The following is a 19,832-nucleotide window of genomic DNA, read 5'->3' on the forward strand; positions in this document are numbered from 1 at the left end:
AGTTCAGTCCCTCAGCATCGATGCGGTGAGCGAAGCGCGGATGGCCGCCGCGGCGGCCGCGGCCGGGCCGGCAGGCGCGCTGGCCGGCGCCGGCAGGACCGCCTCGCGCTGCGCGTTCCAGTCGCGGGTCTGCATGGCCACCTCATTCGGGTTGTTGCCGTACTGCAGCGTGTTGGCCTGCGGCGACGTCCAGCCACGGTCCTCCGCCTCGCCGCGGGCATAGGCTTCCTTCAGCGGGTCGATCCACGGCATCACCGGGCGCACGTAAGTGCTGGCGGCCAGGTGTCGCAGCTCCCACCCGCGCGGCAGGCGCACGCGCCCGGCCAGCACCGCGGCCTCGACAAAGCGCACGCGCTGCTTGCGCACGCCCATGGCGATGAAACGCTCGGACAGCATTTGGTAGGCGATCCACTTCTCCACCAGCTCCTGGCGCTGGGCGGAATAGCTGCCGTCGTAGTCCAGCGACAGGCTGCTGTAGCTGACGCCGATGCCGCCGGCGGCAGCGCGCAGCTGCTCTTTGCGCCAGGCGGCCGCGTTCGGATTCGGGCGATTGCTCGCGATCATCCCGATGTCCTCGCCTTCCAGCAGGTCGTCGAAGACGATGCCGGGGGTGAAGCGGAGATCGCGGTCCAGGCCGCCATCAGGCACGATCATCTCGCCGGTGAGGGAGCTGCCGGCGTTCGCGCCGTAGCGCTCGGGGTTGCCCTTCTTGATGAAGGCGCACATCGAGGCAGCCACCTTGGCGGCGATGCGCTCGGACTCTTCGTAGTCCTTCACGTCCTCGAAACGCGACATGGACGACGCGAACACGCTGAGGCCGCGCACCTGGTGCAGGCGCTTGATGTTGTGGATGCCGTGCAGGATGTCGGCGCTGACGCGCTTGGTCTCCTGCGACCAGCCCATGCGGTCGCCCGGGTGCGTCTTGTAGACGTGGAAGGCGACAGGCCGGCCCCATGCGTTGCGCTCGACGCCCTGCAGGATGTTGCGGCCCGGATCGGTCATATCGAGCGGGATCAGGTCCGGCTCGATCATCTCGATGCTGTAGGGCACCACGCTGCCGTGCTGCAGGAACGGCACGGGGCCGATCAGGTCCTGGTAGTAGCTCTCCCCATCACGGAACCACGTGCGCGCCAGCAGCTGCTGGCAGGCGCCGTAGTCGTGCATGCCGGTGACTTCCGGCGCGTCCCACCACGCATCCCACAGGTCGTCGAGCTGCAGCGCCAGGTCGCGATTGATCGGCTCGCCCGGCAGGCGCGGCGCAGCCAGCACGTCGATGCCACTGCCGACGGTGTTCTGCACCAGGATGTTGAGCGCGTTGTCGGCGAGGTCGAGATCGCGCTCAAGGTGGCGCGCCTGGTCGCGCAGCTGCCGCGCGTCCATCCCGACGATCGTGTTGCCGCTGCCCCAGTCGCGCGCCAGCTTGCGGGCGCGCGAAGGGCGGGTGACTTCGTGCGCACGGGCCTTGACCTCGGCGCGGCGGGCGACCGCGAGCGCCGCCTGCGTGGCGCGATCGGTCGCGACGGCAGCCGAAAGGCGGCTGCGGGCGATCACGGCGCTGCTCACGTGGTACCACCGAAGTCGGCCGTGGCCCAGCCGCAGCGCCCGCGGCGGCCTTCGGCGTCGACGCGCAACTGCCACTCGCGGCGGCCGGCGCGGATCTCGGCCAGGTCCGCGCGCGTGAGATCGCGCTCACCGAAGCGGACCCGCTGGCCCTTCAGGACCGCGATCTCCGCATCGGTGTAGAACACCAACATCTCTTGCGCCGTCGCCATGTGTATAGCGTGGCGATGTCGGTGTCCGCGGACTAAATGAAACCGCGGACAACCCCCTTTGCAAGTTACTGATTTGAAAGGGACCAAAAACTAATTTGTCCGCACTTTCAATGAAACCGCGGAATCACCCCTCTTCCGATGCGATTTCAGGCCGCGGCAGGCCTCCGGGGAACAACTTGTGGAGCGTGGAACGCGAGACGTCGAACTCCCGCATCACCCGCTTCACGGGCGCGCCCGACTCCAGCGCCGCGCGAATGTGCGGCACCGGATACTCGCGAGGTGCCGCAGGGAAGTACGGCTGCTCGCCGGCGAAGCAGCGCAGGATCGAGTCCACGAACGGCTGGGCCATCTGCTCGCTCACGCCGACGTCGCGGATCAGCGCATCGGTGATCTTGGCGCGCAGCTGCTCGGCGGTGGCAACCGCGCGGCTCACAGGCCCCACCCGTCACGCGTCGTGATGCCGGCCCGAGGCCGTCGGATCGGTGTTCCACGGGAATCGGGCGCCGCGGCGGGGAGCGCCCCCGCCGGTGTTTCACGGGAATCCGCCAACGCCACCTTGCCGGCGCTGGCCAGGAGCTGCGCCTCCCGGAGATCCCACTGCGCCCGCGTCCACCGGTTCATCCGCAGCTCGGGGTGCAGCGCCGCCGCGTAGGCATACACCCACGTGTCCAGCGGCTCGTTGCGCGGCGCGCCGCGCACGCGCTCGAACCGGTTCTTCCTCGGGTCATAGGTCTCGCTCACCAGGCCGCCGAAGTACTCGCGCGAAAGCTGGTCGCTGAAGCGCACGCGACGGTCCTCGGCCGGCTTGTCGGCGTCGGTCGAGAGCAGGCCGAACAGGTGGTGCTTGATGGCCACGGTGCCGACCGGGTAGGCGTGCACGCCGCGCTTGTCGACCAGACCGCGCCAGTTGATGTCCTGCAGCTTGGCCTTGCCCAGCGGCGGCGCGGTGTTGGCGGTGGCGCCGAAGATGGCGATATGCCGGCGCAGGCGGCGCGAGCGCACGAAGGCCTTCACCGCCTCGGTGCGGTGGCCGAGCATGTCCTGGGCGCTGCACTCCACGCGCAGCACCGCGCCGCTGGCGTGCTCGATCGGCTGGCTCAGCAGCTCCACCAGCGCGGTCCACACCTCGTCGTCGGCCGGGTCTCCCGGCAGCTCCACGTAGTCGATGGGCCAGCACGTCATGCCCTTGCCCCAGCCGACGATCTGCACCGCCAGGCGGTTGTCCTGCGTGTCGATGCCGGCGGTGGCGGCCAGCACCCAGCCGGGCACCGGGCGCAGCGGCAGCGGCTCGGCCCGGTCCTCGATCACGTTGAACTTGACGCCGCGCATCGCCGGGTCTTCCCACGGCTCGGCCAAGCGGTCATTGATGAAGGTCTTCAGCTTCGCGTTGTCGCCCTGGGCATCGCGCCACATGCGCTCCAGCTCGTGCCAGCGCGGGCCCAGGCCCATCGGGTAGTACAGGGCGTTGGCGTGGTAGCCGCGGATCAGCGCACCGGGCTCTTCGGGCACCCAGCCGCCCTTCGCGATCATGGTGGTCTTCTGGTATTCGTCGATGGCCGCCCCGCACTCGCGGCAGACGTACCAGCACTGCGAGCCGTCCGGCGTCCACATCAGGCCGGCCCACTGCAGCGGCTGCTCGTGGCTGCACTCCGGACACGGCACGTACCACAGGCGGCGGTCGCTCTTGTCGTACAGCTCGCTGATGCGGCAGCGCCCGGCGATCTCGGGCGTGCCCACCTTCAGCCGCTTGTACTTCGACGGGAACGCCGAGGTGCGGCCGTCCAGCATCTCGCTGGGGTCGTCGCCGGACTTCAGCAGGCTCGCGAAGCTGGAGAACTCGTCGGCCAGCACCAGGCCGGCGCTGGTGGACTTCAGGCGCACCGGCGCGCCGGCGTGCTCCACGTACAGCTGGCCGCCCTGGAAATCCTTGAAGCTGCGGCGGTTCGACGCCTCGCGGCTAGACAGGCTGGTCATCACCGACTGGATGGCCGGCGTCTCTTCGATCAGCGGGTTGAGCTTCTGGTCGATCCACTTGTTCATGGACACTTCGGCCGGAAGCGCCACGATGATCGGCATCGGGTTCTCGCACATGGTGTAGCCGAGGATGTTGACCTCGAGCTCCGACTTGCCGAACTGGATCGGCAGCCGCGCCACCACGTCGCGCACCGGGCTGCGCGCACTGAAGCAGTCCATGATCTCGACCAGCAGCGGGTTGCGGTCGTTGCGCCACGGACCCGGCTCCTGGCTGCCCTTGCTGGACAGCACGCGGTAGCGCGCCGCCCACTCGCTGACGCGCATGGGCTTGCGCGGGGCGAGCGAGCGCGCCAGGACGTTGGCGACGATGGGCTCGGCGGCGGCGAAGGTCATGCGCCCTTCCCCGCCACGGCGAACTTGCGCGACAGATCTTCGAGTGCGTGCTCGATGGCGTTGGCCAGCAGCACGCGGCAGCGGGCTTCGTCGGTGGTGGCGGCCAGCTCCGGCGCCAGGGTAGCCGGCACATTCTCCAGCGTGGTGCGCAGGCGGGTAGCGGCGTCTGCCAGCACGCGCTCCACGTCTTCGCGCTGGATCAGCTCGCCCAGCTCCACCTGCTCGTCGCGCAGCGCCTTGCGGGCAGCGGCTTCGGCCTGGTCGGCCAGCGCCTTGGCGCGACGCTTGGCGTGCGGGTCGTCAGGCACGAAAGTGGGCGGCGCCACGTCCGCCGCATCCTGCCCCTCGCCGCCCGGGGTGGAGGAAGAAGTCCGCGCGACATTTCGCGCCGCGGCGTGGCGCTCCTTCACGCCGATCTTGGACGGGTCCCGGAGGGCGGCCAGCTTGGCCAGGGACTCCGGCACGCGCACCTGGCGGCCGTCGTCGGTCAGCACCAGGTGGCCCTTGCCCTTGAGCTCGGTGATGTAGCTGGGGCGCCAGCCCTGCAGGTCGGCAAAGGCCCGGAAGCCAAGGGTCGCGGGCAGCTCGCGCGGCTCAGCCATGGAGGCGGCCTCCTTCAATCTTCTTTTCAGGATTCAGGGTCAGGAAGTCGTGCGCGCGCGCGCGATCGGCCCTGTGCGGGGTCGCGGCCGGCTGTGCGGGGACCTGTGCGGGGACGGCCGCCCGCAAGTGCCTGATGCGCAACGTCTGTGCGGCCTGTGCGGCCTGTGCGGCGTGCGCCCCACGTGCGCGCATGTGCGCGCGCGGGTGCCCGCACTGGCTGGCCGGTACTCCCATACGCGGGCGCGCGAAGTGCCCGCACAGGCCGCACAGGCCAGCAATGACGCCATTTCTGCCCGCACAGGTCCCCGCACTGGTGCGGGGACGTGCCCGCACAGCCACGGCCGCCATCATCGCGACGCCCTCTGGTCGCCGGACTTCGCGCGCAGCGCCGCCACGTGCTTGCCCAGCCACTCGGCCTCGTCCTCGCCCTCCGGAGCCTCGTTCCCGAGCAGCAGCACGCTGTGCGGGCCGACCTTCGTCGGCACGCCGTACTCCGGCCAGGTCATGTACCGCTTGCGGTCCGCCCGGTAGGCGCGCTTCTTCTCCAGCGCGTTGACGAAGCGCTTGAGCGAGGCGGGCTTCACGCCCACCTGGGAGCACCAGTGGCGGTAGATGTCGAACCAGTCCTGCGTCAGCCCCGCCGGCACCACGGGTTTCCCGCCGACGTCGACGATGGTGTTGGCCACGTCGCGGCGGAACACGGCATCGATGAACTCGACCGGGCTGTCCTGCGCGAGGTCGATCAGCTCGCGCTTGGCCGCGGTTTCCGGCGGCAGGGTGCCGGGGTTGAAGTCGCCCAGGTCCAGGTGCAGCAGGTAGTCGTGCAGCGCCGCGGCGCCGCCGGCGTCGATCTCCGCCAGCAGCTCGGCGTAGAACTCCTTCGGCTTCTTCGGCGGCGTCCAGATGATGCAGTGGCGCCGATCGTCTTCCTCGAGCACCACCGGCATCGATTCGTTCGACAGGAACACCAGGTTGACGTGGTTCGCCTCGTCGTACGCGGCGATGTGCTTCGGGTTGATCCGGATCCACGTGCCCGTGATCAGGGTCTTGAGCTTGTTCTTGACCTCGAACCGGTGCGCCTGGGCCACCACCTCGTCGGCGATCAGGAACAGTTTCCGGCTGGCCCAGTCGTTGTGCTTGTCGGTCAGGGCGTCCTGGTCGAGGATCCGGCCGTACTTGCCGTAGATCGCCATCACCGTTTCGAAGAACAGGTTCTTGCCGGTGCCCTGCGGCCCGTGAACCACGATGGTGGTCTTCATCTTCGCGCCGGGGTGCTGGATCGGATACGCCACCCAGCGCAGCACCCATTCGTACAGCTCGCGGCTGTTGCGCTCGCCGCTGCACATGTACGCCAGCAGCTCGAGCAGCTTGTCGCACTTGCCGGCCTTCGGCGACGTGGGCCAGCCGCCCCACAGGTTGCAGGTCACGCTGGGGTCGCTGCAGGCCGGGTCGAAGCCCACCTCCTCCTGGCGCACCACGTCGCGGTCACCGTGCTCCATCCACGCCTTGTGGACGTCCGGACGGATGCAGAGGTTGCGCATGTCGGTGATCGGCAGCAGGCAGTGCTCCTGCCGGTCGAACACGGCGCCGCCGGCGGCGTACACCAGCGAGTAGCGCGACAGCAGCTCGTCGACGTACTGGATCGGCTTGAGCTTGGCCGCCCCGCCCCCTGGTGTGGAGGAAGAAACGGCGCGCGGTTTTGGAGCATCCCACTGCAATTCCGAGAGGCGGGCACGCACTTGCGCGCCCACGGCGGCGAGCCCCTCCAGCGCGTGGAGGTCGTTGAAGTCGGAATCCTTGCGGCCGGACGAGATGAACTTCTCGCGCCGCGCCGCCTCATCGTGGAACGCCGGCTTCAGCCAGGCCCCCGACACGGCGACGGCCACCGCTCCGGCGGCGTTGATGCCCGCGTTGTCGCAGCGGTGCGGTTGGCCGCACTCCGGGCACGTGGCCGGGTGCTCGGTCAGCACCACGCGCGCGGCGCAGCGCGTGCCATTTTCGGCGCGCGCCTGGCAGGTGCCGAACAGGTCGTCGTCGGCGCACACCAGGATGCGGGCGCGCTTGTAGCGCTTGCGCAGCGCCTCGGCCACCGGCAGCAGGTTGCCGGCATCGAAGGCGCAGGCCACCGGCAGCCCCGTGGCTTCGTACAGCGATGCGGCCGTGGCATAGCCTTCGGCCAGCAGCACGATCCACTGCGGCGCGTGGCCGAGCAGGTGGAAGTGGCTCTTCTTCGCCAGGCCGGCGGGCCAGAACTCCTTGGCCGGCCGATTGGCCTCGCGGGCCTGGGCCGCCGTGCGGAGAAACTGCAGTCCGTGGATCTTGCCGCCGGTGTCGACGATGGGCAGCACGGCCGAGCCGTTCTTCGTGAACTTGAGGCCGTGGCCGCCGACGCCCTTCTGCTTCAGGTACGGCGCCTCGCCTTCGGCAGGCAGAACCGCCCAGGCCTTGCGGGCGCGTTCGGCGGCGCGGGCGGCTTCGCGCGCGCGCTCCAGCTCGATGCGCTTGCGGTCCTCGGCCAGGCGGCGCTTCAGCGCGGCGGCCTGGTCGGCGGTGAGCGGATCGGCCTTGCCCAGCTCGATCTTCTGGGCGTTGTTCTCGTTGCCGCGCCAGACGCCGTAGCTGCCGACGATCAGCAGCGTGCCGTCCGACTTCGGGAATTCGTGGAGCATGTACCAGCCGCGCTTCTCGCGGCCGCCGCCTTCCACCTTGCAGCGGACCATGCGGCCAATCTCCAGGCCGCCGCGGTCGAGGATCAGGCCGAAGGCGGTGAGCTGGCGCAGCACGTCATCGTAGTTCGTGCCCATTTCAGTAACTCCCGCCGGCACTGACTACCCACCAATTGCGGCCGCCATTACCCGCGTCCGCTGCACCCCAGGAGGACCCGCGCCCGGCCGTCGAACGAGGCGGCGAGACAGAGGCGACGCCCCCGCGCACGCCCGCCCCTGCAATCGCAGCGCGATCATTCCTCTCACCCGGGGGCGAGGGGGTGCGGGGCCGCGAACTCACGAGGCCGAAGTCCCGAGCCGCAGCTCGCCCTGCCTGCGCGCCGTGGCTTCCGCCTCGCGCGCCAACCGCTCGCGCTCGGCCAGCAGTGCATCGCTGCCCTGCTCCGTCACGGGTGCCGACAGCACGGCCAGCGCCGCGGCCATGCCCCGCATCGAGGCGGGCTTCGGCGGCGCGTGCGTCACTCGGCGCGGGCCGGCCCAGGTGGCCACGGCTCACCGCCTGCCCCACGTGCGGAAGTGCACCTCGCGTGCTTCCTCACCGCGCTGGCAGTCCATGCAGAACTGGGCGCCCAGCGCGGTGCGCTCGGGGCTGATGGGTTCGCCGCAGTCGTGGGCGGCGCAATGCGTGCGCCCCTGCGCCCGCTGGGTCTGTGCGGCCACGGCGGCCTCGGTCTCGGCCAGCACGCGGTCCTGCACGGCATCCATGAAGTCAGGCATCGACGCTGCCCTCCGGCTCGGCCATGGCCTGCAGCCGCTCCAGCAGGGACGCCATGCGCTGCTGCACCGCATAGGCCGCCGTGCGGATCTGCGCCAGCTCGGACTGCGTGAGCGCGCCGTCGGCCAGCGAGGTGTGCACGGCCGTGCCCAGGTCGCCGTTGCGCGACCACAGGGCGCTGATGGCCTCGAGCACGGCCATGTCGCAGGCGTCTTCCGCGCCGGCCGGCGAGACCACCACCTGGCCGTGCTCGGCCGCCAGCGCGTGGAGGATCCGCAGATCGCCGCTGAGGCCCATGATGCGGGACGCCTCGGCCAGGCTCAGGTGGTGCGTGGTGGTCTTCGGGTTGACCTTGCTGTTGAGCACGGCGGCACGCATACCCAAGCGCGGGGCCAGTGACTCGGCACCTCCCGGATAGGCGTGCACGCACGCATGCGCGGCGTCTGCAACGTTCATCGATGCCCCCTGCGAACGTGGAAAGCGAAAGCGCCGGCAGTCAGGCTGTCGGCATGGACGGAATACGGTTTGAAGCGCTGCGCACCTGGCACGTCACCCGGGGTCCGGGGGACGTCGTGGCCCTGCTCTTCCGGCGTGCGGAAGCCGGCCACTCAGGCCACCTGCCCCGGCAGCAGATCGGGACGCTTGACCGCCACCTCGAGCGCGCGAAGGCGCGGGATCGGGGCGTCCTCCTCCCACTGCGAGACAGCCGACTGGCTGATGCCGAACCAGCGGGCCAGATCGGCGTCGCTGAGGTCGGACCCATCGGGATCGCGCAGGGCGACCCGGAGCTGGCGCTTCGTAATGTTGTTCATGGCTGGCCCAACCTTAAGGGGTCTTAAGGTGCAGAGTCAAGCCCACTTGAGTGAAGGCGTCTTAAGCTGGCGTATGCCTTCCGCATCCATCGGAACCCGCCTCGCCCGCCGCATGGGGGAGCTCGACCTGCACGCTGCCGAGGTGGCCAGGCGCGCGCGCACCACGGAGGCCACGGTCAGCAACTGGCTGGGGGACAAGATCTCCCCGGACCACGTGAAGGCCACCATGCTGCTGAGCATCGCCGACGCCGTGGAGATGGACCCCCGGGAGCTGCTTCTCGGTGAACCGTCTCGAACTAATTCCATTCATGAGTCGGTGCCCGCCTACAGGTCTCAGGATCTGCAACCCGACACCCTCACCCTCGCGTTCCAGCTGGCAACGGACGCCCTCGCCGAACTCGGCAAGCACGGGAAGACGCTGCCACCCTCCAAGCTCGGCGAGATCGCCAAAGTAGCTTTCGAGCTGCTCGAGGAGGGACTGCCCCGGGCGAAGGTGCTGCGCTTCGTCCTCGCCGCAGCGGCCTGACGCCGCACAGGGGGAGCCCATGCGCGATCGTGAGTTGCAGGCCAAGGTGTCACGCCTTCGCCAGATCATTTCCGAGGCCGTTCCGGTCGAGCCTCCCAAGGGCCCGGGGGAAGACGATGCCTGGCGGCGCTTCCAATCCTTCGCGGCCAACGACCCCCTGCCCGCCTTTGATGACAGCGAACGCGCCCGGCAGATCCGCGCGATCAACCGGATCGCGACCAGCTACGGGTGGATTGCCGAGATCCAGCGGCTCCTGGACGGCCTCGGCGCTTCCAGCCTTTCGAGCCTTGACGACGACCAGGTCGCGCTCGCCCACGAGCGCCTGGTCATGCTCGAGGACTGTGCTCGCGAAGGCTTCGATCCACCGGACTGCCCCGTCGCACGCTGATCAGAAGGCGCGGAAGGTCTCGCGCCCGCCGCCCTCGTCGAGTCCAGCCGGTGCGTCCCCGAACGTGGGTGGCTCGCCTTCGGTGGCGCGGAAGACGTATACGCCCACCAGCTCACCGGTCATGGCTTCCTGCTGGCCCGAGAACATGAACTTGTCCCGCGTCGAGGCTGACAGCGGGCGGTAGACGTAGCCGGCGTGCACCAGCACCCAGCCTTCCGCCTCGATGCCGTCGAGCGAAGCGTCGGCGGCGAGCGATGCAGTCGCTACGCGTGCGCCAACGAAGGCGTACACCTCGCCGGTCGTGCGGCTGACCGGGAGTTCGATCTGGAAGATTCTCCGGCCCGCGCGCCGCGCCGTTCGCGCAACACCGCGCGGCGATTGCCAGAAGCTGCTGTCGGCGCCATGCCCGGCCGCAATCCCTGCTGAAGTGTCCATTCGCCCTCCTTGGGGACATTTTGGCGGATCAGGACTTAAGGCCGCTTGACTTCTACGCTTAAGGGGTCTTAAGGTGTGCATGCCCCGGACGCCCCGGGGCGGGCGACCGGCGGGTCGCCACGCCGGCCTCCCCTCCGGCTGCGACGGCCCCTCCCCTGGCCTGAGCTCGACCCGCCGGCGCCCTCTTCGAATCCGAGGAGGTGCGCCGTGCACGAACTGCTGGACACACTGACCAACCCCACCTTCTGGCAGGGCTTCGCCGCCGCCTCGCTGGTGGCCCTGATCGCCGGCGTGATGCTGGCCACCCTGATCAGCCGCGCCAACGAAGACATCGCGCTCAGCGCGGAGCAGCGGCATAGCGACGCCGCCGCGTGGCCGGGCCGGGCAGCGAACAGCCCCAGCCTCAACCCGCGCCGCGCGCAGCGCGACAGGTTCCGCAGGGGCCCGCTGTGAGCGCGCCCCAGCCGCCCGTGGCGCTGGTGAAGCGCGCCTACCACGTGCACATGGCCAAGCTCTCGGCCGAGGCCGCCTTCCGGGTTGCGCATCAGCGTGCCCACCAGGCCCTCGATGCCGAGATCGACGGGCGCGAGACGGCCGCGGGCCGCTTCGACCTGTACCTCCGCTCCGGGGAAGCCCGCGAGTGGAAGGGCATCGTCGCCGCCTGCCGGCGCGAAGAGAACCGCCTGGCGAAGCTTCAGCAAGGCGGTGCGCGATGAGCGCGTCCTTCAGGCCTATGAGCTTCGAAGCGTGGCGCGACGAGCAGATCGCCAACAGGCCGGCCGACATGAAGGTGGAATGCCCCACCTGTGATGGCGAAGGCGTCGACGAGTGCAGCTGCTGCGGCCATGAGCGCGAGTGCGAAGGCTGCGACGGCGACGGGCATGTCGAGTGGGGCGATCTCCAGCCGTGGCAGAAGGAGCGGCTCGTCAGCCGCGCCGCGTACGCGGCGGCGATCCTCGAAGACGGCGTCGCGTGGGCCAGCTGGCTCGGGCGCGAGCCCGCCGAGGTGCTATTCGCCGCCGGGTTCCGGGTCTGGAGCGCTGTCACTTCGAAGACCCTCGGCCTGGACACCGGCTCACCGGAGGTGACGGCATGAACGCCCGCACGCTCCCCGACACCCCGGCGCAGCCCGAGCACGCCACCGACGCCACCGGCGTGCTGACCGGCAACTCCGACCTGTCCGGCGTCCCCGACTGGCGCCCGTGGCCCGGTGCTGCCGAGCGCCCGACGCTGCCCGGACACGAGCACCAGATCGACCCGGCCAGCTGGGTCGAGCCGCTCGCCCGCAAGGCGTTGTTCGCATGGGGCGTGGTCGGCTGGCTGGTGGTCATCCCGATCGCGCTGATGCGCCTGGGCGGTGCGCAATGACCGGCTTCGCCAAGGCCCTGGCCGCGTTCCGCGTGCGGCAGCCCGCCCAGGTGCAGGCCGAGACCGACGCCATGGTCGCGCGGCTGCTCGCGCCGCTCGACGAGCTCGCCCGCGACTTCCAGACCGAGCTCGGCCGCATGCACGCCGACGGTTCCCTCCCCGACCGCCGCAAGGCCCCGCGAAAGGAGCCCGCCCGATGATGCTCGTGGCCATCAAGCCGCGGCGCCCGCTGGCGCCCCACTCCACCTGCGGCCATGCGCCGCACCTGATTGAAGCCCGCGGCCGCGTGTGCGGCGATCTGCGGCTGCTCGGCACGCCCGCGCGGGCGTGGCACGTGGAGTGCTCGCGGTGCGGCGTGTCCACGCAGATCCACCCCTCCGCCCGCCTCGCCGAGCTCGCCTGGTGCGTGCAGGCGGACCTCGTCGACATCACCGCCCTTCCCACCCTGCGACTGGCCGCCGAGCGCGCCCGGGCCGCAGCCGCCTGACCTCCAGGAGCCTCCGCATGCACATCACACCCAAGGTCGCCGAAGCCCTGCGCGCGTTCGCCGCCAGCCCCACCCGCGAACTGGTCCGCTGCTCGGGCGGCTACCGCGCCGCCGGCGTGGCCGCGCGCGACGCCGCGCCCATCACCATGCGCACCGTCCGCGCCATGAACAACGAGTGGCTGGTGCAGCTGCACGGGCCGTTCTCCAGCGGCGCCAGCCTCACCGACAAGGGCCTCCGCGCCCTGGCCGAACTGCTGGCGCCCACGCGGCAGGCGAGGGTCGGCTGATGCACCTGCATATGCCCGGCATCGCCGAGCACGCCCTCACCTGGGCGCGCAACCGCTACATCTTCGCCCGCTGGCCCGACTTCATCGTCGGGGAGGACGCCCTGGGCGGCCCCTACCTGCTGCGCTGGTACGTCACGCCGTGGCGCCGCTGGCGCGAGCAGGCCGAAGCCGACCCGACCGCCTGGCGCAGCGCCAAGGCCGCCGTGGCGCGCGTGCTGCCCAACCTCTACGTGCACATGTTCCTGCGCGACGACGACGACCGCGCGCTCCACGATCACCCGAGCTGGGCCTGCAGCCTGATCCTGGACGGCGCCTACATCGAGCACACCATCGCCGATGGCGGCATCCACCAGCGCCGCGCCTGGGAAGCCGGAAGCCTGCGCTTCCTGCCGACGCGCCACACGCACCGGATCGAGCTTCAGGAACTGCTGGCCGGGGCGGCCAACGACGACGCGCAGCCGGTCAAGGTGCCGTGCGTCACGCTGTTCCTGTTCGGGCCGACGGTGCGCGAGTGGGGCTTCCACTGCCCCGAGCGCGGCTGGGTGCACTGGCGCGACTTCACCGCCCCGGGGCGGCCGGGCGAAGTGGGCGGAGGCTGCGACTGATGGCCCGGGGCGTACACGGCTCCGGCCGCACTCAGCTGATCCGCGAGTTCCTCTCGAAGCACTGCAACGAGGCGTTCACCGCGCGGGAGACCCGCGACGCCGTCGAGCCGGGCGCCAGTGTCGACGTGTTCTCCGCCACGATGACGTCGATGGCCAGCCGCGGCGCGATCGCCCGGCTGGGCGCGGGCACGGGCCGCGTGCACTACTTCTGGCCACGCGGCATGGCCACGATCGACCGGCGCAGGGCGCCGGGAACAGGGCGCAGTGCGGCGACGGCCAAGCCACGCGCCGCGGTGCCCAGGGCCAAGGCCACTGCCACCACGCGCCCCCGCCGCAACCCGGCAGCACCGCCGCCCACGCGCGAGGCCGCCAAGGCGATCAGCGCGCTGGCCGCCGCGAAGCGCACCGCCGCTCCGCGGCGCGCCGAGAGCAACTTCCTCGCGCCGATCGCCATCACCGATCCGACCTTCAACGCCCGACGCGCCGCGAGCGCCCGCCTGGCCGCCGACATCGCCGAGTTCGAGCGCAAGGGCGGCCGGATCGAGTGCCTCGACGTCACGAAGCTCTTCACCCACCCGGACGACTGCCAGGACTGACCATGGACACGACCAACAGCATCAGCGGCCCCGACTTCCTCGAGCGCGTGGCCGACGTCGAACTCGCCAACGGCAACGAGATCAACGCTGCAGCCTTCCGCGACCGCGCGCGCCAGTGGCGCCTGGACCAGGTCGACCTGCGGTACGCGAAGACTCGTGTGGCGGACCTCGAGGCTGCGCTCGCCGACATCCAGCGCACGGCGAAAGCCGCATGAGCGCGCCCCAGCCCCCTGCCGAGGCGCAGGCGCAGGGCGACAGGAAGGTGTGGGACGAGGATCACGACCTTCTGCTCCGGGCGATTGCGTCTCAGCTCCGGAAGAACGGTAACGCCGTGCAGGCGCGGGTCATTGAGGCGGCGGCTTCGGCCCTTGCTGCGCGCACCGCACCCCCGAGCGCGCCCGTGGGGGTTCGCTCTGATGGCGCTACCCAATGCGGCGCTTGCGGAGGTTGGAATTTGCCGGGGTGTGAGCAGTGTTGCCCTGCACTGAGCGCGCCCGTGGGGGTGGATTTGGACAAAGTGGCGGCGCACTTGGCTGAGCATGGAGGCGACTTCGACGCGCTGATTCGGCTCGTGCAGGAGGCCGCCCTCGCCCAGCAGCCCGCAGCCGCGGATGGGGCTGACACGCGGCGGCTTGACTGGCTCGATGGGCGCGCACATTGCGCCGACTGGGATACCGGCGGCCGCGAGGTTATGCGGCGCGTGATCCGCGCGGACGATGGTGAGGAGTTCTGCGCCGACACGTGGCGCGAAGCCATCGACATGGCCCTCGCCGCCCAGCCCGGAGGCTCCGACCGTGAGTAAGAGAGACGCCGTGGCACCGCTGCGCGTGGTGGCGGCGGTCGCCGAAAATCTCGCCAACAACATCGCCACAGGCGCGCTGTGGCCAGGGCAGGCCCGCGACGCGCTGGCGCAGATCGAGCAGGCGTTGCAGCAAGCCCGCGCGGCAGTAGGAGCCGACCGATGAGCAGTAACGAGGATCTGCTGCCGATGCCAGAGTGGCAGGGCGACTTCATGACCGAATCCGAGTTCCGCGAGGAAGCACACGCCTACGCCCGCGCCTGCGTCGCCCACGCCACCGCTGCAAAGGACGCCGAGATCGAGGCGCTGAGGGCGGAGGTGGCAAGGCGAGTTGAGGGCTTCGCGGACAGGGCGGAGCAACTGGAAGCCCGCGCCGAGCGGCTGGCCGCCTGACCATGATCGGCCCGATCCTCCAGTTCCACGACCTCCAGGAGCTCTGCAAGCCCGGCGCGAACCCGCGCCTGGCCACCGTGGAGCGCTGGGCGCGGAAGATCGGGCTGAACTACACCTACGATGCCGAAGGCGGCATCATCACCACGGTCGACGCCTTCAACGCGGCGATCGGCCTCACCCGCCCCGCTGCCAACGACGACAAGCTGGGCGCCGACGCGTTCTAGGGAGAGAGACCATGCGCTTCATCCTCGCGGGCCTGCTGGCCCTCGCCGCTTTCCAGGCCCAGGCCTTCGACAGCTTCGCGTTCTCGCGCGGCATCGTGAGCACCGGCGACAGCACCGCCGTGCTGATCCAGAAGGGCGGCCAGCCGGACCGGATCGTCACCATCGAGAACCACCGCGGCGCCGCCGTGGGCGAGCGCTGGGAATACTACCTGCGCGACAAGCAGGTGAACTTCACGGTGCACGACGGCCGGGTAACCCGGGTCAACGAGATCCGCTGACGTGGCCCGCGGCCGCCCCCGCAAGCACGACCCCACAATCCCGGCGCACATCGACCAGACGAAGCTGCCGCCCGGGATCCTGTGGGACCGCAGCGGCAACGGCCGCTGGTACGTGCGCGAGCCGAAGCCGGAGGGCGGCACCCGGGCCCGCGTGGTGGCGCAGCGCGGCGCCAGACTGTCCGACCTCCACGCGATCGCCGAAGCGCGCGCCGGCGGCGCCAGGAAGGGCACGGTGGCCTTCGTGCTCGACGCCTTCCACGCGCACCGCGACTTCAAGACGCTGGCGGCCAGCACGCGCACGCACTACGCGGCCTACGCACAGGCCATCAAGGCCTACCAGTCGAAATCCGGCCCGCTTGGCGAAATCCTCGTCGACCGCATCGGGCCGCCCTTCATCCGCGCCCTGGTCGACCGCATCGCCGACGGCGTCCCGGCCGAGGCCGGGCGCGAAGCCGTTCCCGGATACCCGACGAAGGCCAACCACTGGCTGCGCTACCTGCGCCGGGCCTTCGGCTGGGGGATCGAGCACGGGCACTGCCAGACCAATCCGGCGAAGGGCGTCAAGGCCGTGGCCGAGGTGGCCGACCATCGCATGCCCAGCCGCGTCGCCTTCCGTGCCGTCCAGGCCTACGCCAAGGCTTGTGGCGCGCTCGGTGCCCGCGAGAAGGGTCGCCAGCCACCCTACCTGTGGGCGGCGATGGAGCTGGCCTACCAGGCGCGCCTGCGCGGCATCGAGGTGCTGACCCTGCATGACGGCCTGGTCGACGCCGACGGCGAGCTCCTGCTCACCAACCGGCGCAAGGGCAGCCGCGACAACCAAGTGCGGCTGGGCGCCCGCACGCGCGAGGCGATCACCACGCTGCAGGCGTATCGCCGCGAGGTGTGGGCGCGCCGCGGATTCCCGACGCCGATCCACGCCGAGCAACGGCCGCTGTTCGTCAGCGAGGACGGCACACAGCTGACCAGGGCCGGCTTCAACACCGCGTGGGGCAAGATGATGCGCGCGGCAGTCACCGCCGGCACGATCGACCAGGCGGACCGGTTCGGCCTGCATGGCCTGAAGCACCGCGGCGTGACCGACACCCCCGGCAACCACGGCGACAAGCAGCTGGCCAGCGGCCACAAGACGCTCGCCATGGTGCACGTGTACGACCATGACGTGCCGGTAGTGGAGGCCGCCGCGGACCCTGAAACGGGCTCCGCAGGCTCCTGACAATTCCGTCCGCAAGGCGCTGCAGCGGCGCTCAACGGCTCCGGGCTCCTGATTATCAGGACGCCTAACGCGTTGAATTCCCGACTGACTGCTCCAACCTTCTAAGCCGGTGGTTGCAGGTTCGAGTCCTGCCGGGCGCGCCACAGGCCTGCCCACGCGCACGTCGCACTTTTCGCATCGAGCCGCTACAATGGCCGGCCCCCGGCACTGCCGGCGGCACCCAGTGGTGGATGTAGCTCAGTTGGTTAGAGCACCGGATTGTGATTCCGGGGGTCGCGGGTTCAAATCCCGTCTTCCACCCCAGCTTTCCCGCCTGGCCGGCGGGTGTTGATCGACCGGCCAGCGCTTTGGTACCATTTCCCGCTCGGGGCCGTTAGCTCAGTTGGTAGAGCAGTTGACTCTTAATCAATAGGTCCAAGGTTCGAATCCTTGACGGCCCACCAAACCCGAAGCGCCCGGCACCGCCGGGCGTTTTTTTTGCCCGGGCCCACCCCGGGCCGATGCGAAAGTGGCGGAATTGGTAGACGCCCTGGTTTTAGGTACCAGTGCCGCAAGGCGTGGGGGTTCGAGTCCCCCCTTTCGCACCACCCCCTGCAGATGCACGCCGCGCACCCCGTGTATCCTCGGGGCCGGCACCTTTCATCGAACCCTTGGGGGGACTTCATGCGCAGCGGCAATCCGGTCCTGTCGGACTCCACGTTCCTCGACCTCGGCAGCGGCACCGTCGTCTCCCGCGACGCCGGGGCGATGACCATCAACGGCACGGTCAACAAGACCGCGTTCCTGCTGCTCCTGACGGTGCTCACGGCGGCCTTCGCCTGGAGCCAGGCGTTCGCCGCCCCCGGCGAGCTCGCGCCCGGCTTCTCGGTCTACATGTGGGGCGGCGCGATCGGCGGCTTCGTCCTGGCACTGGTCACGGTGTTCAAGAAGGAATGGGCGCCGGTCACCGCGCCGCTGTACGCCCTGGTCGAGGGCTTCTTCCTCGGCGCGATCTCGGCGCTCTACAACCACCTGTACGAAGGCATCGTGCTGCAGGCGGTGATGCTGACCTTCGGCACCCTGTTCGCCCTGCTCTTCGCCTACCGCTCGGGCTGGATCAGGGCCACGGAGAACTTCAAGCTGGGCGTGGTCGCGGCCACCGGCGGCATCGCGCTGGTCTACCTGGCGACGATCGTGCTGGGCTTCTTCGGCATCAACATCCCGATGATCCACGACAACGGCATCGTCGGCATCGGCTTCAGCCTGTTCGTGATCGTGATCGCCGCGCTGAACCTGGTGCTGGACTTCGACTTCATCGAGGCCGGTGCCGAACAGGGCGCGCCGAAGTACATGGAGTGGTACGGCGCCTTCGGCCTGATGGTCACCCTGGTCTGGCTGTACATCGAATTCCTGCGCCTGCTGGCGAAGCTGCAGTCGCGCGACTGAGCCTCCCGCACATGCAGTGAGAGGAAGGGCGCCTTGTCGGGCGCCCTTCGCTTTTTTTGCCGGGAGAAAGGAAAAGCTTTTGCCACGGATGACGCGGATGGACGCGGATCTACACGGATAGGGCAAGAGCTGTTTTTTGCAGGAGGGCAACCGTGGCTCGGGGAGCGGCCGGAAACCTGGCAGCAGCAACTGCTGCGACCCGCCTGGGCTTCAGCCCGCTGCAGACGCGGTGTTCCGGGATCAAACTGAAGGAAGCTCCTGCTCTATCCGTGTAGATCCGCGTCCATCCGCGTCATCCGTGGCAAGGCATCTGCTTCCCACGCCCCCGCCAACGCCCGGGAAGGTGCTCAGGCCGCGCGCGTCGGGCTCGCCGCCGGGGCGTCCGCGCGCCGCGGCCAGGCCATGAAGGCCATGGCGACGAGGGCCAGGATCCAGCAGTAGAAGACGGTGCCGGCGAGCGCCAGCGGGGAGACCGAGGCCAGGCCGGCGGCCAGCAGGATCTGCGCGCCGTAGGGCAGGATGCCCTGGGGCACGCAGGCGAAGATGTCGAGCACGCTGGCTGCCCTGCGCGGACTGATGCCGTGGCGCTGCGCGATGTCCCGGGCGACATCGCCGCTGACCAGGATCGCCACCGTGTTGTTGGCGGTGAACACGTCCGCGGTCGCCGACAGCGCGGCGATGCTGAACTCGCCGGTGCGGCGCCCGGTATGTCCGCGGGCGAAGCGCGCGATCGCACGCGCCAGCCACTCGAGGCCGCCGGCGGCCTTCATCAGCGCGCCGACACCGCCGATCAGCAGGGACAGCAGCAGGATCTCGGTCATGCCTTCGAAGCCGGTCCAGATGTCGCCGGCAAGGTGCACCACGTCGTAGCCCGGAGACAGGGCGATGCCGGAGATGCCGGCCAGCGCGAGCCCGATGCCCAGCACCAGGATCACGTCCAGCCCGCTCAGCGCCAGCACCAGCACCAGCACATAGGGCAGCACCAGCCAGGCCGAGGCCGGCTCGTCCGTCGTCACCGGCGCCGGCTCGCCGAGGAACGCCAGCAGGGCGATGGTCACCAGCGCGGCCGGCAGCGCGATCGCGAAATTCTCGCGGAACTTGTCGCGCATCTCGGCGCCCTGGCTGCGGGTCGCGGCGATGGTGGTGTCCGAGATCACCGACAGGTTGTCGCCGAACATGGCGCCGCCGATCACCGCCCCCAGCACCAGCGCGCGGTCCAGGCCCGATGCGTCGGCCACGCCGAGCGCGATCGGCACCACCGCCGCGATCGTGCCCATCGAGGTGCCGATGGCCAGCGAGATCAGCGACGCGACCACGAACAGCCCGGGCAGCAGCAGCGCCGACGGCACCGCGCCGATGCCCAGCGCCACCACCGCGTCGACGGCACCGATCGCCTGCGAGACGTAGGCGAAGGCGCCCGCCAGCAGGAAGATCAGGCACATGGTCATGATGTTCGGGTCGCCCATGCCGCGCAGCAGGGTTTCGCCGGCGCGCACGCCGCGGCGATGGGCGATCCAGGCCGCCAGCGCCAGCGCCGGCAGGATCGCGACGGGTGCGCGCAGCTGGTAGAAGCCCATGTCCTCGCCCTGCAGGGTGAAGTACAGGCCGCTGCCGAAGAACAGCGCCAGGAACAGCAGCAGCGGGGTCAGCGCCACGGCGCTGGGACGGGTTTCCATCGCTTTATCCGCATGAAGGGATTCGCGATTGTGGCGGTCGTGGGCCAGCGCTGTCGAGGCGCCCGCCGGGATGCCGGCGTTCCAGAAACGAAACGGGCGCCGAAGCGCCCGTTCCATATCCGCCCGGGGCCTGCCTG

At 70.1% G+C, this 19,832-nt stretch carries 31 protein-coding genes and 3 tRNA genes; 22 read left to right on the forward strand and 12 right to left on the reverse strand.

Translation table 11 applies throughout. From position 1 onward, the window contains the following. Nucleotides 1-3 precede the first annotated feature (3 nt). The 10 genes from H9645_RS03675 to H9645_RS03720 form a co-directional block, all read right to left on the reverse strand. Nucleotides 4-1,563 carry a phage portal protein gene (locus H9645_RS03675; RefSeq protein WP_191728336.1) on the reverse strand — a complete coding sequence of 520 codons (1,560 nt, stop codon included), beginning with the start codon at nucleotides 1,561-1,563 and terminating at the stop codon, nucleotides 4-6. Next, complete coding sequence (locus H9645_RS03680; protein WP_191728337.1) at nucleotides 1,560-1,772, reverse strand: primosomal replication protein PriB/PriC domain protein; 213 nt, start codon at nucleotides 1,770-1,772, stop codon at nucleotides 1,560-1,562. The genes H9645_RS03675 and H9645_RS03680 overlap by 4 nt, the downstream gene beginning before the upstream one ends. Before the next feature lie 124 nt (nucleotides 1,773-1,896). Continuing rightward, on the reverse strand, nucleotides 1,897-2,205 hold the full coding sequence (locus H9645_RS03685) for a helix-turn-helix domain-containing protein (RefSeq protein ID WP_191728338.1): 309 nt from the start codon (nucleotides 2,203-2,205) through the stop codon (nucleotides 1,897-1,899). Further along, the gene (locus H9645_RS03690) at nucleotides 2,202-4,139 is read right to left on the reverse strand and encodes a phage terminase large subunit family protein (RefSeq protein ID WP_191728339.1); all 1,938 of its coding nucleotides are present in this window, start codon (nucleotides 4,137-4,139) and stop codon (nucleotides 2,202-2,204) included. Before H9645_RS03690 ends, H9645_RS03685 begins: the two co-directional genes overlap by 4 nt. Then, complete coding sequence (locus tag H9645_RS03695) at nucleotides 4,136-4,741, reverse strand: hypothetical protein (RefSeq protein WP_191728340.1); 606 nt, start codon at nucleotides 4,739-4,741, stop codon at nucleotides 4,136-4,138. Before H9645_RS03695 ends, H9645_RS03690 begins: the two co-directional genes overlap by 4 nt. Before the next feature lie 348 nt (nucleotides 4,742-5,089). Then, nucleotides 5,090-7,546, reverse strand: a complete 2,457-nt coding sequence (locus H9645_RS03700; protein ID WP_191728341.1) for a DUF5906 domain-containing protein — start codon at nucleotides 7,544-7,546, stop codon at nucleotides 5,090-5,092. A 198-nt stretch (nucleotides 7,547-7,744) separates the two neighbouring features. Further along, a complete protein-coding gene (locus H9645_RS03705; protein ID WP_191728342.1) occupies nucleotides 7,745-7,957 on the reverse strand; it encodes a hypothetical protein in 213 nt (70 codons plus the stop codon). A gap of 3 nt (nucleotides 7,958-7,960) precedes the next feature. Next, nucleotides 7,961-8,185 carry a TraR/DksA C4-type zinc finger protein gene (locus H9645_RS03710; RefSeq protein ID WP_191728343.1) on the reverse strand — a complete coding sequence of 75 codons (225 nt, stop codon included), beginning with the start codon at nucleotides 8,183-8,185 and terminating at the stop codon, nucleotides 7,961-7,963. Then, nucleotides 8,178-8,639, reverse strand: a complete 462-nt coding sequence (locus H9645_RS03715; protein WP_191728344.1) for a phage regulatory CII family protein — start codon at nucleotides 8,637-8,639, stop codon at nucleotides 8,178-8,180. Before H9645_RS03715 ends, H9645_RS03710 begins: the two co-directional genes overlap by 8 nt. A 152-nt stretch (nucleotides 8,640-8,791) precedes the next feature. Further along, nucleotides 8,792-8,995 (reverse strand): helix-turn-helix domain-containing protein, encoded by a 204-nt coding sequence (locus H9645_RS03720; protein ID WP_191728486.1) that lies wholly within the window; start codon nucleotides 8,993-8,995, stop codon nucleotides 8,792-8,794. 46 nt (nucleotides 8,996-9,041) lie between these two features. On the opposite strand from H9645_RS03720, the gene H9645_RS03725 reads away from it, so the two are divergent. Beyond that, on the forward strand, nucleotides 9,042-9,521 hold the full coding sequence (locus H9645_RS03725; protein WP_191728345.1) for a helix-turn-helix domain-containing protein: 480 nt from the start codon (nucleotides 9,042-9,044) through the stop codon (nucleotides 9,519-9,521). A 19-nt stretch (nucleotides 9,522-9,540) separates the two neighbouring features. Beyond that, on the forward strand, nucleotides 9,541-9,909 hold the full coding sequence (locus H9645_RS03730) for a hypothetical protein (protein WP_191728346.1): 369 nt from the start codon (nucleotides 9,541-9,543) through the stop codon (nucleotides 9,907-9,909). On the opposite strand, the gene H9645_RS03735 is transcribed toward H9645_RS03730, so the two are convergent. Next, nucleotides 9,910-10,344, reverse strand: coding sequence for a hypothetical protein (locus H9645_RS03735; RefSeq protein ID WP_191728347.1), 435 nt, complete (start codon nucleotides 10,342-10,344; stop codon nucleotides 9,910-9,912). A gap of 207 nt (nucleotides 10,345-10,551) precedes the next feature. Between H9645_RS03735 and H9645_RS03740 the strand changes: the two genes are divergently transcribed. The 20 genes from H9645_RS03740 to H9645_RS03835 all read left to right on the forward strand — a co-directional run bounded on the left by H9645_RS03740 (nucleotide 10,552) and on the right by H9645_RS03835 (nucleotide 18,019). Continuing rightward, nucleotides 10,552-10,797, forward strand: a complete 246-nt coding sequence (locus H9645_RS03740) for a hypothetical protein (protein WP_191728348.1) — start codon at nucleotides 10,552-10,554, stop codon at nucleotides 10,795-10,797. Next, nucleotides 10,794-11,060 (forward strand): hypothetical protein, encoded by a 267-nt coding sequence (locus tag H9645_RS03745; RefSeq protein ID WP_191728349.1) that lies wholly within the window; start codon nucleotides 10,794-10,796, stop codon nucleotides 11,058-11,060. Before H9645_RS03740 ends, H9645_RS03745 begins: the two co-directional genes overlap by 4 nt. Next, on the forward strand, nucleotides 11,057-11,440 hold the full coding sequence (locus H9645_RS03750) for a hypothetical protein (protein ID WP_191728350.1): 384 nt from the start codon (nucleotides 11,057-11,059) through the stop codon (nucleotides 11,438-11,440). The genes H9645_RS03745 and H9645_RS03750 overlap by 4 nt, the downstream gene beginning before the upstream one ends. Then, the gene (locus H9645_RS03755) at nucleotides 11,437-11,712 is read left to right on the forward strand and encodes a hypothetical protein (RefSeq protein WP_191728351.1); all 276 of its coding nucleotides are present in this window, start codon (nucleotides 11,437-11,439) and stop codon (nucleotides 11,710-11,712) included. Before H9645_RS03750 ends, H9645_RS03755 begins: the two co-directional genes overlap by 4 nt. Then, nucleotides 11,709-11,912, forward strand: coding sequence for a hypothetical protein (locus tag H9645_RS03760; protein ID WP_191728352.1), 204 nt, complete (start codon nucleotides 11,709-11,711; stop codon nucleotides 11,910-11,912). Before H9645_RS03755 ends, H9645_RS03760 begins: the two co-directional genes overlap by 4 nt. Beyond that, nucleotides 11,909-12,199, forward strand: a complete 291-nt coding sequence (locus H9645_RS03765) for a hypothetical protein (RefSeq protein WP_191728353.1) — start codon at nucleotides 11,909-11,911, stop codon at nucleotides 12,197-12,199. The genes H9645_RS03760 and H9645_RS03765 overlap by 4 nt, the downstream gene beginning before the upstream one ends. A 17-nt stretch (nucleotides 12,200-12,216) precedes the next feature. Next, the gene (locus tag H9645_RS03770; RefSeq protein ID WP_191728354.1) at nucleotides 12,217-12,486 is read left to right on the forward strand and encodes a hypothetical protein; all 270 of its coding nucleotides are present in this window, start codon (nucleotides 12,217-12,219) and stop codon (nucleotides 12,484-12,486) included. Then, nucleotides 12,486-13,091, forward strand: a complete 606-nt coding sequence (locus H9645_RS03775; RefSeq protein ID WP_225217929.1) for a hypothetical protein — start codon at nucleotides 12,486-12,488, stop codon at nucleotides 13,089-13,091. The genes H9645_RS03770 and H9645_RS03775 overlap by 1 nt, the downstream gene beginning before the upstream one ends. Next, nucleotides 13,091-13,687, forward strand: coding sequence for a hypothetical protein (locus tag H9645_RS03780; protein ID WP_191728355.1), 597 nt, complete (start codon nucleotides 13,091-13,093; stop codon nucleotides 13,685-13,687). Before H9645_RS03775 ends, H9645_RS03780 begins: the two co-directional genes overlap by 1 nt. Nucleotides 13,688-13,689: 2 nt before the next feature. Beyond that, complete coding sequence (locus H9645_RS03785) at nucleotides 13,690-13,902, forward strand: hypothetical protein (protein WP_191728356.1); 213 nt, start codon at nucleotides 13,690-13,692, stop codon at nucleotides 13,900-13,902. Then, nucleotides 13,899-14,489, forward strand: coding sequence for a hypothetical protein (locus tag H9645_RS03790; RefSeq protein ID WP_191728357.1), 591 nt, complete (start codon nucleotides 13,899-13,901; stop codon nucleotides 14,487-14,489). The genes H9645_RS03785 and H9645_RS03790 overlap by 4 nt, the downstream gene beginning before the upstream one ends. Beyond that, entirely contained in the window at nucleotides 14,482-14,652 is a 171-nt protein-coding gene (locus H9645_RS03795) for a hypothetical protein (RefSeq protein ID WP_191728358.1), read from the forward strand. The genes H9645_RS03790 and H9645_RS03795 overlap by 8 nt, the downstream gene beginning before the upstream one ends. Further along, a complete protein-coding gene (locus H9645_RS03800) occupies nucleotides 14,649-14,879 on the forward strand; it encodes a hypothetical protein (RefSeq protein ID WP_191728359.1) in 231 nt (76 codons plus the stop codon). Before H9645_RS03795 ends, H9645_RS03800 begins: the two co-directional genes overlap by 4 nt. Nucleotides 14,880-14,881: 2 nt before the next feature. Then, complete coding sequence (locus tag H9645_RS03805) at nucleotides 14,882-15,103, forward strand: hypothetical protein (RefSeq protein ID WP_191728360.1); 222 nt, start codon at nucleotides 14,882-14,884, stop codon at nucleotides 15,101-15,103. A gap of 11 nt (nucleotides 15,104-15,114) precedes the next feature. After that, entirely contained in the window at nucleotides 15,115-15,381 is a 267-nt protein-coding gene (locus tag H9645_RS03810) for a hypothetical protein (RefSeq protein WP_191728361.1), read from the forward strand. 1 nt (nucleotide 15,382) lies between these two features. Then, nucleotides 15,383-16,594, forward strand: a complete 1,212-nt coding sequence (locus tag H9645_RS03815; protein ID WP_318240486.1) for a site-specific integrase — start codon at nucleotides 15,383-15,385, stop codon at nucleotides 16,592-16,594. 226 nt (nucleotides 16,595-16,820) lie between these two features. Next, nucleotides 16,821-16,897: transfer RNA gene (locus tag H9645_RS03820), tRNA-His, on the forward strand. Between the two features lie 64 nt (nucleotides 16,898-16,961). Then, nucleotides 16,962-17,037 (forward strand) — tRNA-Lys (locus tag H9645_RS03825). Nucleotides 17,038-17,096: 59 nt separating this feature from the next. Further along, a tRNA-Leu gene (locus H9645_RS03830) sits at nucleotides 17,097-17,181 on the forward strand. A 76-nt stretch (nucleotides 17,182-17,257) separates the two neighbouring features. After that, nucleotides 17,258-18,019, forward strand: coding sequence for a Bax inhibitor-1/YccA family protein (locus H9645_RS03835; protein ID WP_189496739.1), 762 nt, complete (start codon nucleotides 17,258-17,260; stop codon nucleotides 18,017-18,019). A 347-nt stretch (nucleotides 18,020-18,366) separates the two neighbouring features. Here H9645_RS03835 and H9645_RS03840 read toward each other — a convergent pair whose 3' ends face one another. Continuing rightward, the gene (locus tag H9645_RS03840; RefSeq protein WP_343218347.1) at nucleotides 18,367-19,812 is read right to left on the reverse strand and encodes a Na+/H+ antiporter NhaC family protein; all 1,446 of its coding nucleotides are present in this window, start codon (nucleotides 19,810-19,812) and stop codon (nucleotides 18,367-18,369) included. Nucleotides 19,813-19,832 lie beyond the last annotated feature (20 nt).

This window comes from Luteimonas colneyensis, assembly GCF_014836665.1.
Lineage (GTDB): Bacteria > Pseudomonadota > Gammaproteobacteria > Xanthomonadales > Xanthomonadaceae > Luteimonas > Luteimonas colneyensis.

Bases quoted from the DNA above. Each gene is read 5' to 3' on its own strand.
- H9645_RS03800 (WP_191728359.1), top strand. From the start codon at position 14,649: ATGAGCAGTAACGAGGATCTGCTGCCGATGCCAGAGTGGCAGGGCGAC.
- H9645_RS03730 (WP_191728346.1), top strand. From the start codon at position 9,541: ATGCGCGATCGTGAGTTGCAGGCCAAGGTGTCACGCCTTCGCCAGATC.
- H9645_RS03710 (WP_191728343.1), bottom strand. From the start codon at position 8,185: ATGCCTGACTTCATGGATGCCGTGCAGGACCGCGTGCTGGCCGAGACC.
- H9645_RS03750 (WP_191728350.1), top strand. From the start codon at position 11,057: ATGAGCGCGTCCTTCAGGCCTATGAGCTTCGAAGCGTGGCGCGACGAG.
- H9645_RS03720 (WP_191728486.1), bottom strand. From the start codon at position 8,995: ATGAACAACATTACGAAGCGCCAGCTCCGGGTCGCCCTGCGCGATCCC.
- H9645_RS03755 (WP_191728351.1), top strand. From the start codon at position 11,437: ATGAACGCCCGCACGCTCCCCGACACCCCGGCGCAGCCCGAGCACGCC.
- H9645_RS03770 (WP_191728354.1), top strand. From the start codon at position 12,217: ATGCACATCACACCCAAGGTCGCCGAAGCCCTGCGCGCGTTCGCCGCC.
- H9645_RS03785 (WP_191728356.1), top strand. From the start codon at position 13,690: ATGGACACGACCAACAGCATCAGCGGCCCCGACTTCCTCGAGCGCGTG.
- H9645_RS03780 (WP_191728355.1), top strand. From the start codon at position 13,091: ATGGCCCGGGGCGTACACGGCTCCGGCCGCACTCAGCTGATCCGCGAG.
- H9645_RS03840 (WP_343218347.1), bottom strand. From the start codon at position 19,812: ATGGAACGGGCGCTTCGGCGCCCGTTTCGTTTCTGGAACGCCGGCATC.
- H9645_RS03775 (WP_225217929.1), top strand. From the start codon at position 12,486: ATGCACCTGCATATGCCCGGCATCGCCGAGCACGCCCTCACCTGGGCG.
- H9645_RS03690 (WP_191728339.1), bottom strand. From the start codon at position 4,139: ATGACCTTCGCCGCCGCCGAGCCCATCGTCGCCAACGTCCTGGCGCGC.
- H9645_RS03760 (WP_191728352.1), top strand. From the start codon at position 11,709: ATGACCGGCTTCGCCAAGGCCCTGGCCGCGTTCCGCGTGCGGCAGCCC.
- H9645_RS03765 (WP_191728353.1), top strand. From the start codon at position 11,909: ATGATGCTCGTGGCCATCAAGCCGCGGCGCCCGCTGGCGCCCCACTCC.
- H9645_RS03835 (WP_189496739.1), top strand. From the start codon at position 17,258: ATGCGCAGCGGCAATCCGGTCCTGTCGGACTCCACGTTCCTCGACCTC.
- H9645_RS03735 (WP_191728347.1), bottom strand. From the start codon at position 10,344: ATGGACACTTCAGCAGGGATTGCGGCCGGGCATGGCGCCGACAGCAGC.
- H9645_RS03700 (WP_191728341.1), bottom strand. From the start codon at position 7,546: ATGGGCACGAACTACGATGACGTGCTGCGCCAGCTCACCGCCTTCGGC.
- H9645_RS03805 (WP_191728360.1), top strand. From the start codon at position 14,882: ATGATCGGCCCGATCCTCCAGTTCCACGACCTCCAGGAGCTCTGCAAG.
- H9645_RS03715 (WP_191728344.1), bottom strand. From the start codon at position 8,639: ATGAACGTTGCAGACGCCGCGCATGCGTGCGTGCACGCCTATCCGGGA.
- H9645_RS03695 (WP_191728340.1), bottom strand. From the start codon at position 4,741: ATGGCTGAGCCGCGCGAGCTGCCCGCGACCCTTGGCTTCCGGGCCTTT.
- H9645_RS03790 (WP_191728357.1), top strand. From the start codon at position 13,899: ATGAGCGCGCCCCAGCCCCCTGCCGAGGCGCAGGCGCAGGGCGACAGG.
- H9645_RS03810 (WP_191728361.1), top strand. From the start codon at position 15,115: ATGCGCTTCATCCTCGCGGGCCTGCTGGCCCTCGCCGCTTTCCAGGCC.
- H9645_RS03680 (WP_191728337.1), bottom strand. From the start codon at position 1,772: ATGGCGACGGCGCAAGAGATGTTGGTGTTCTACACCGATGCGGAGATC.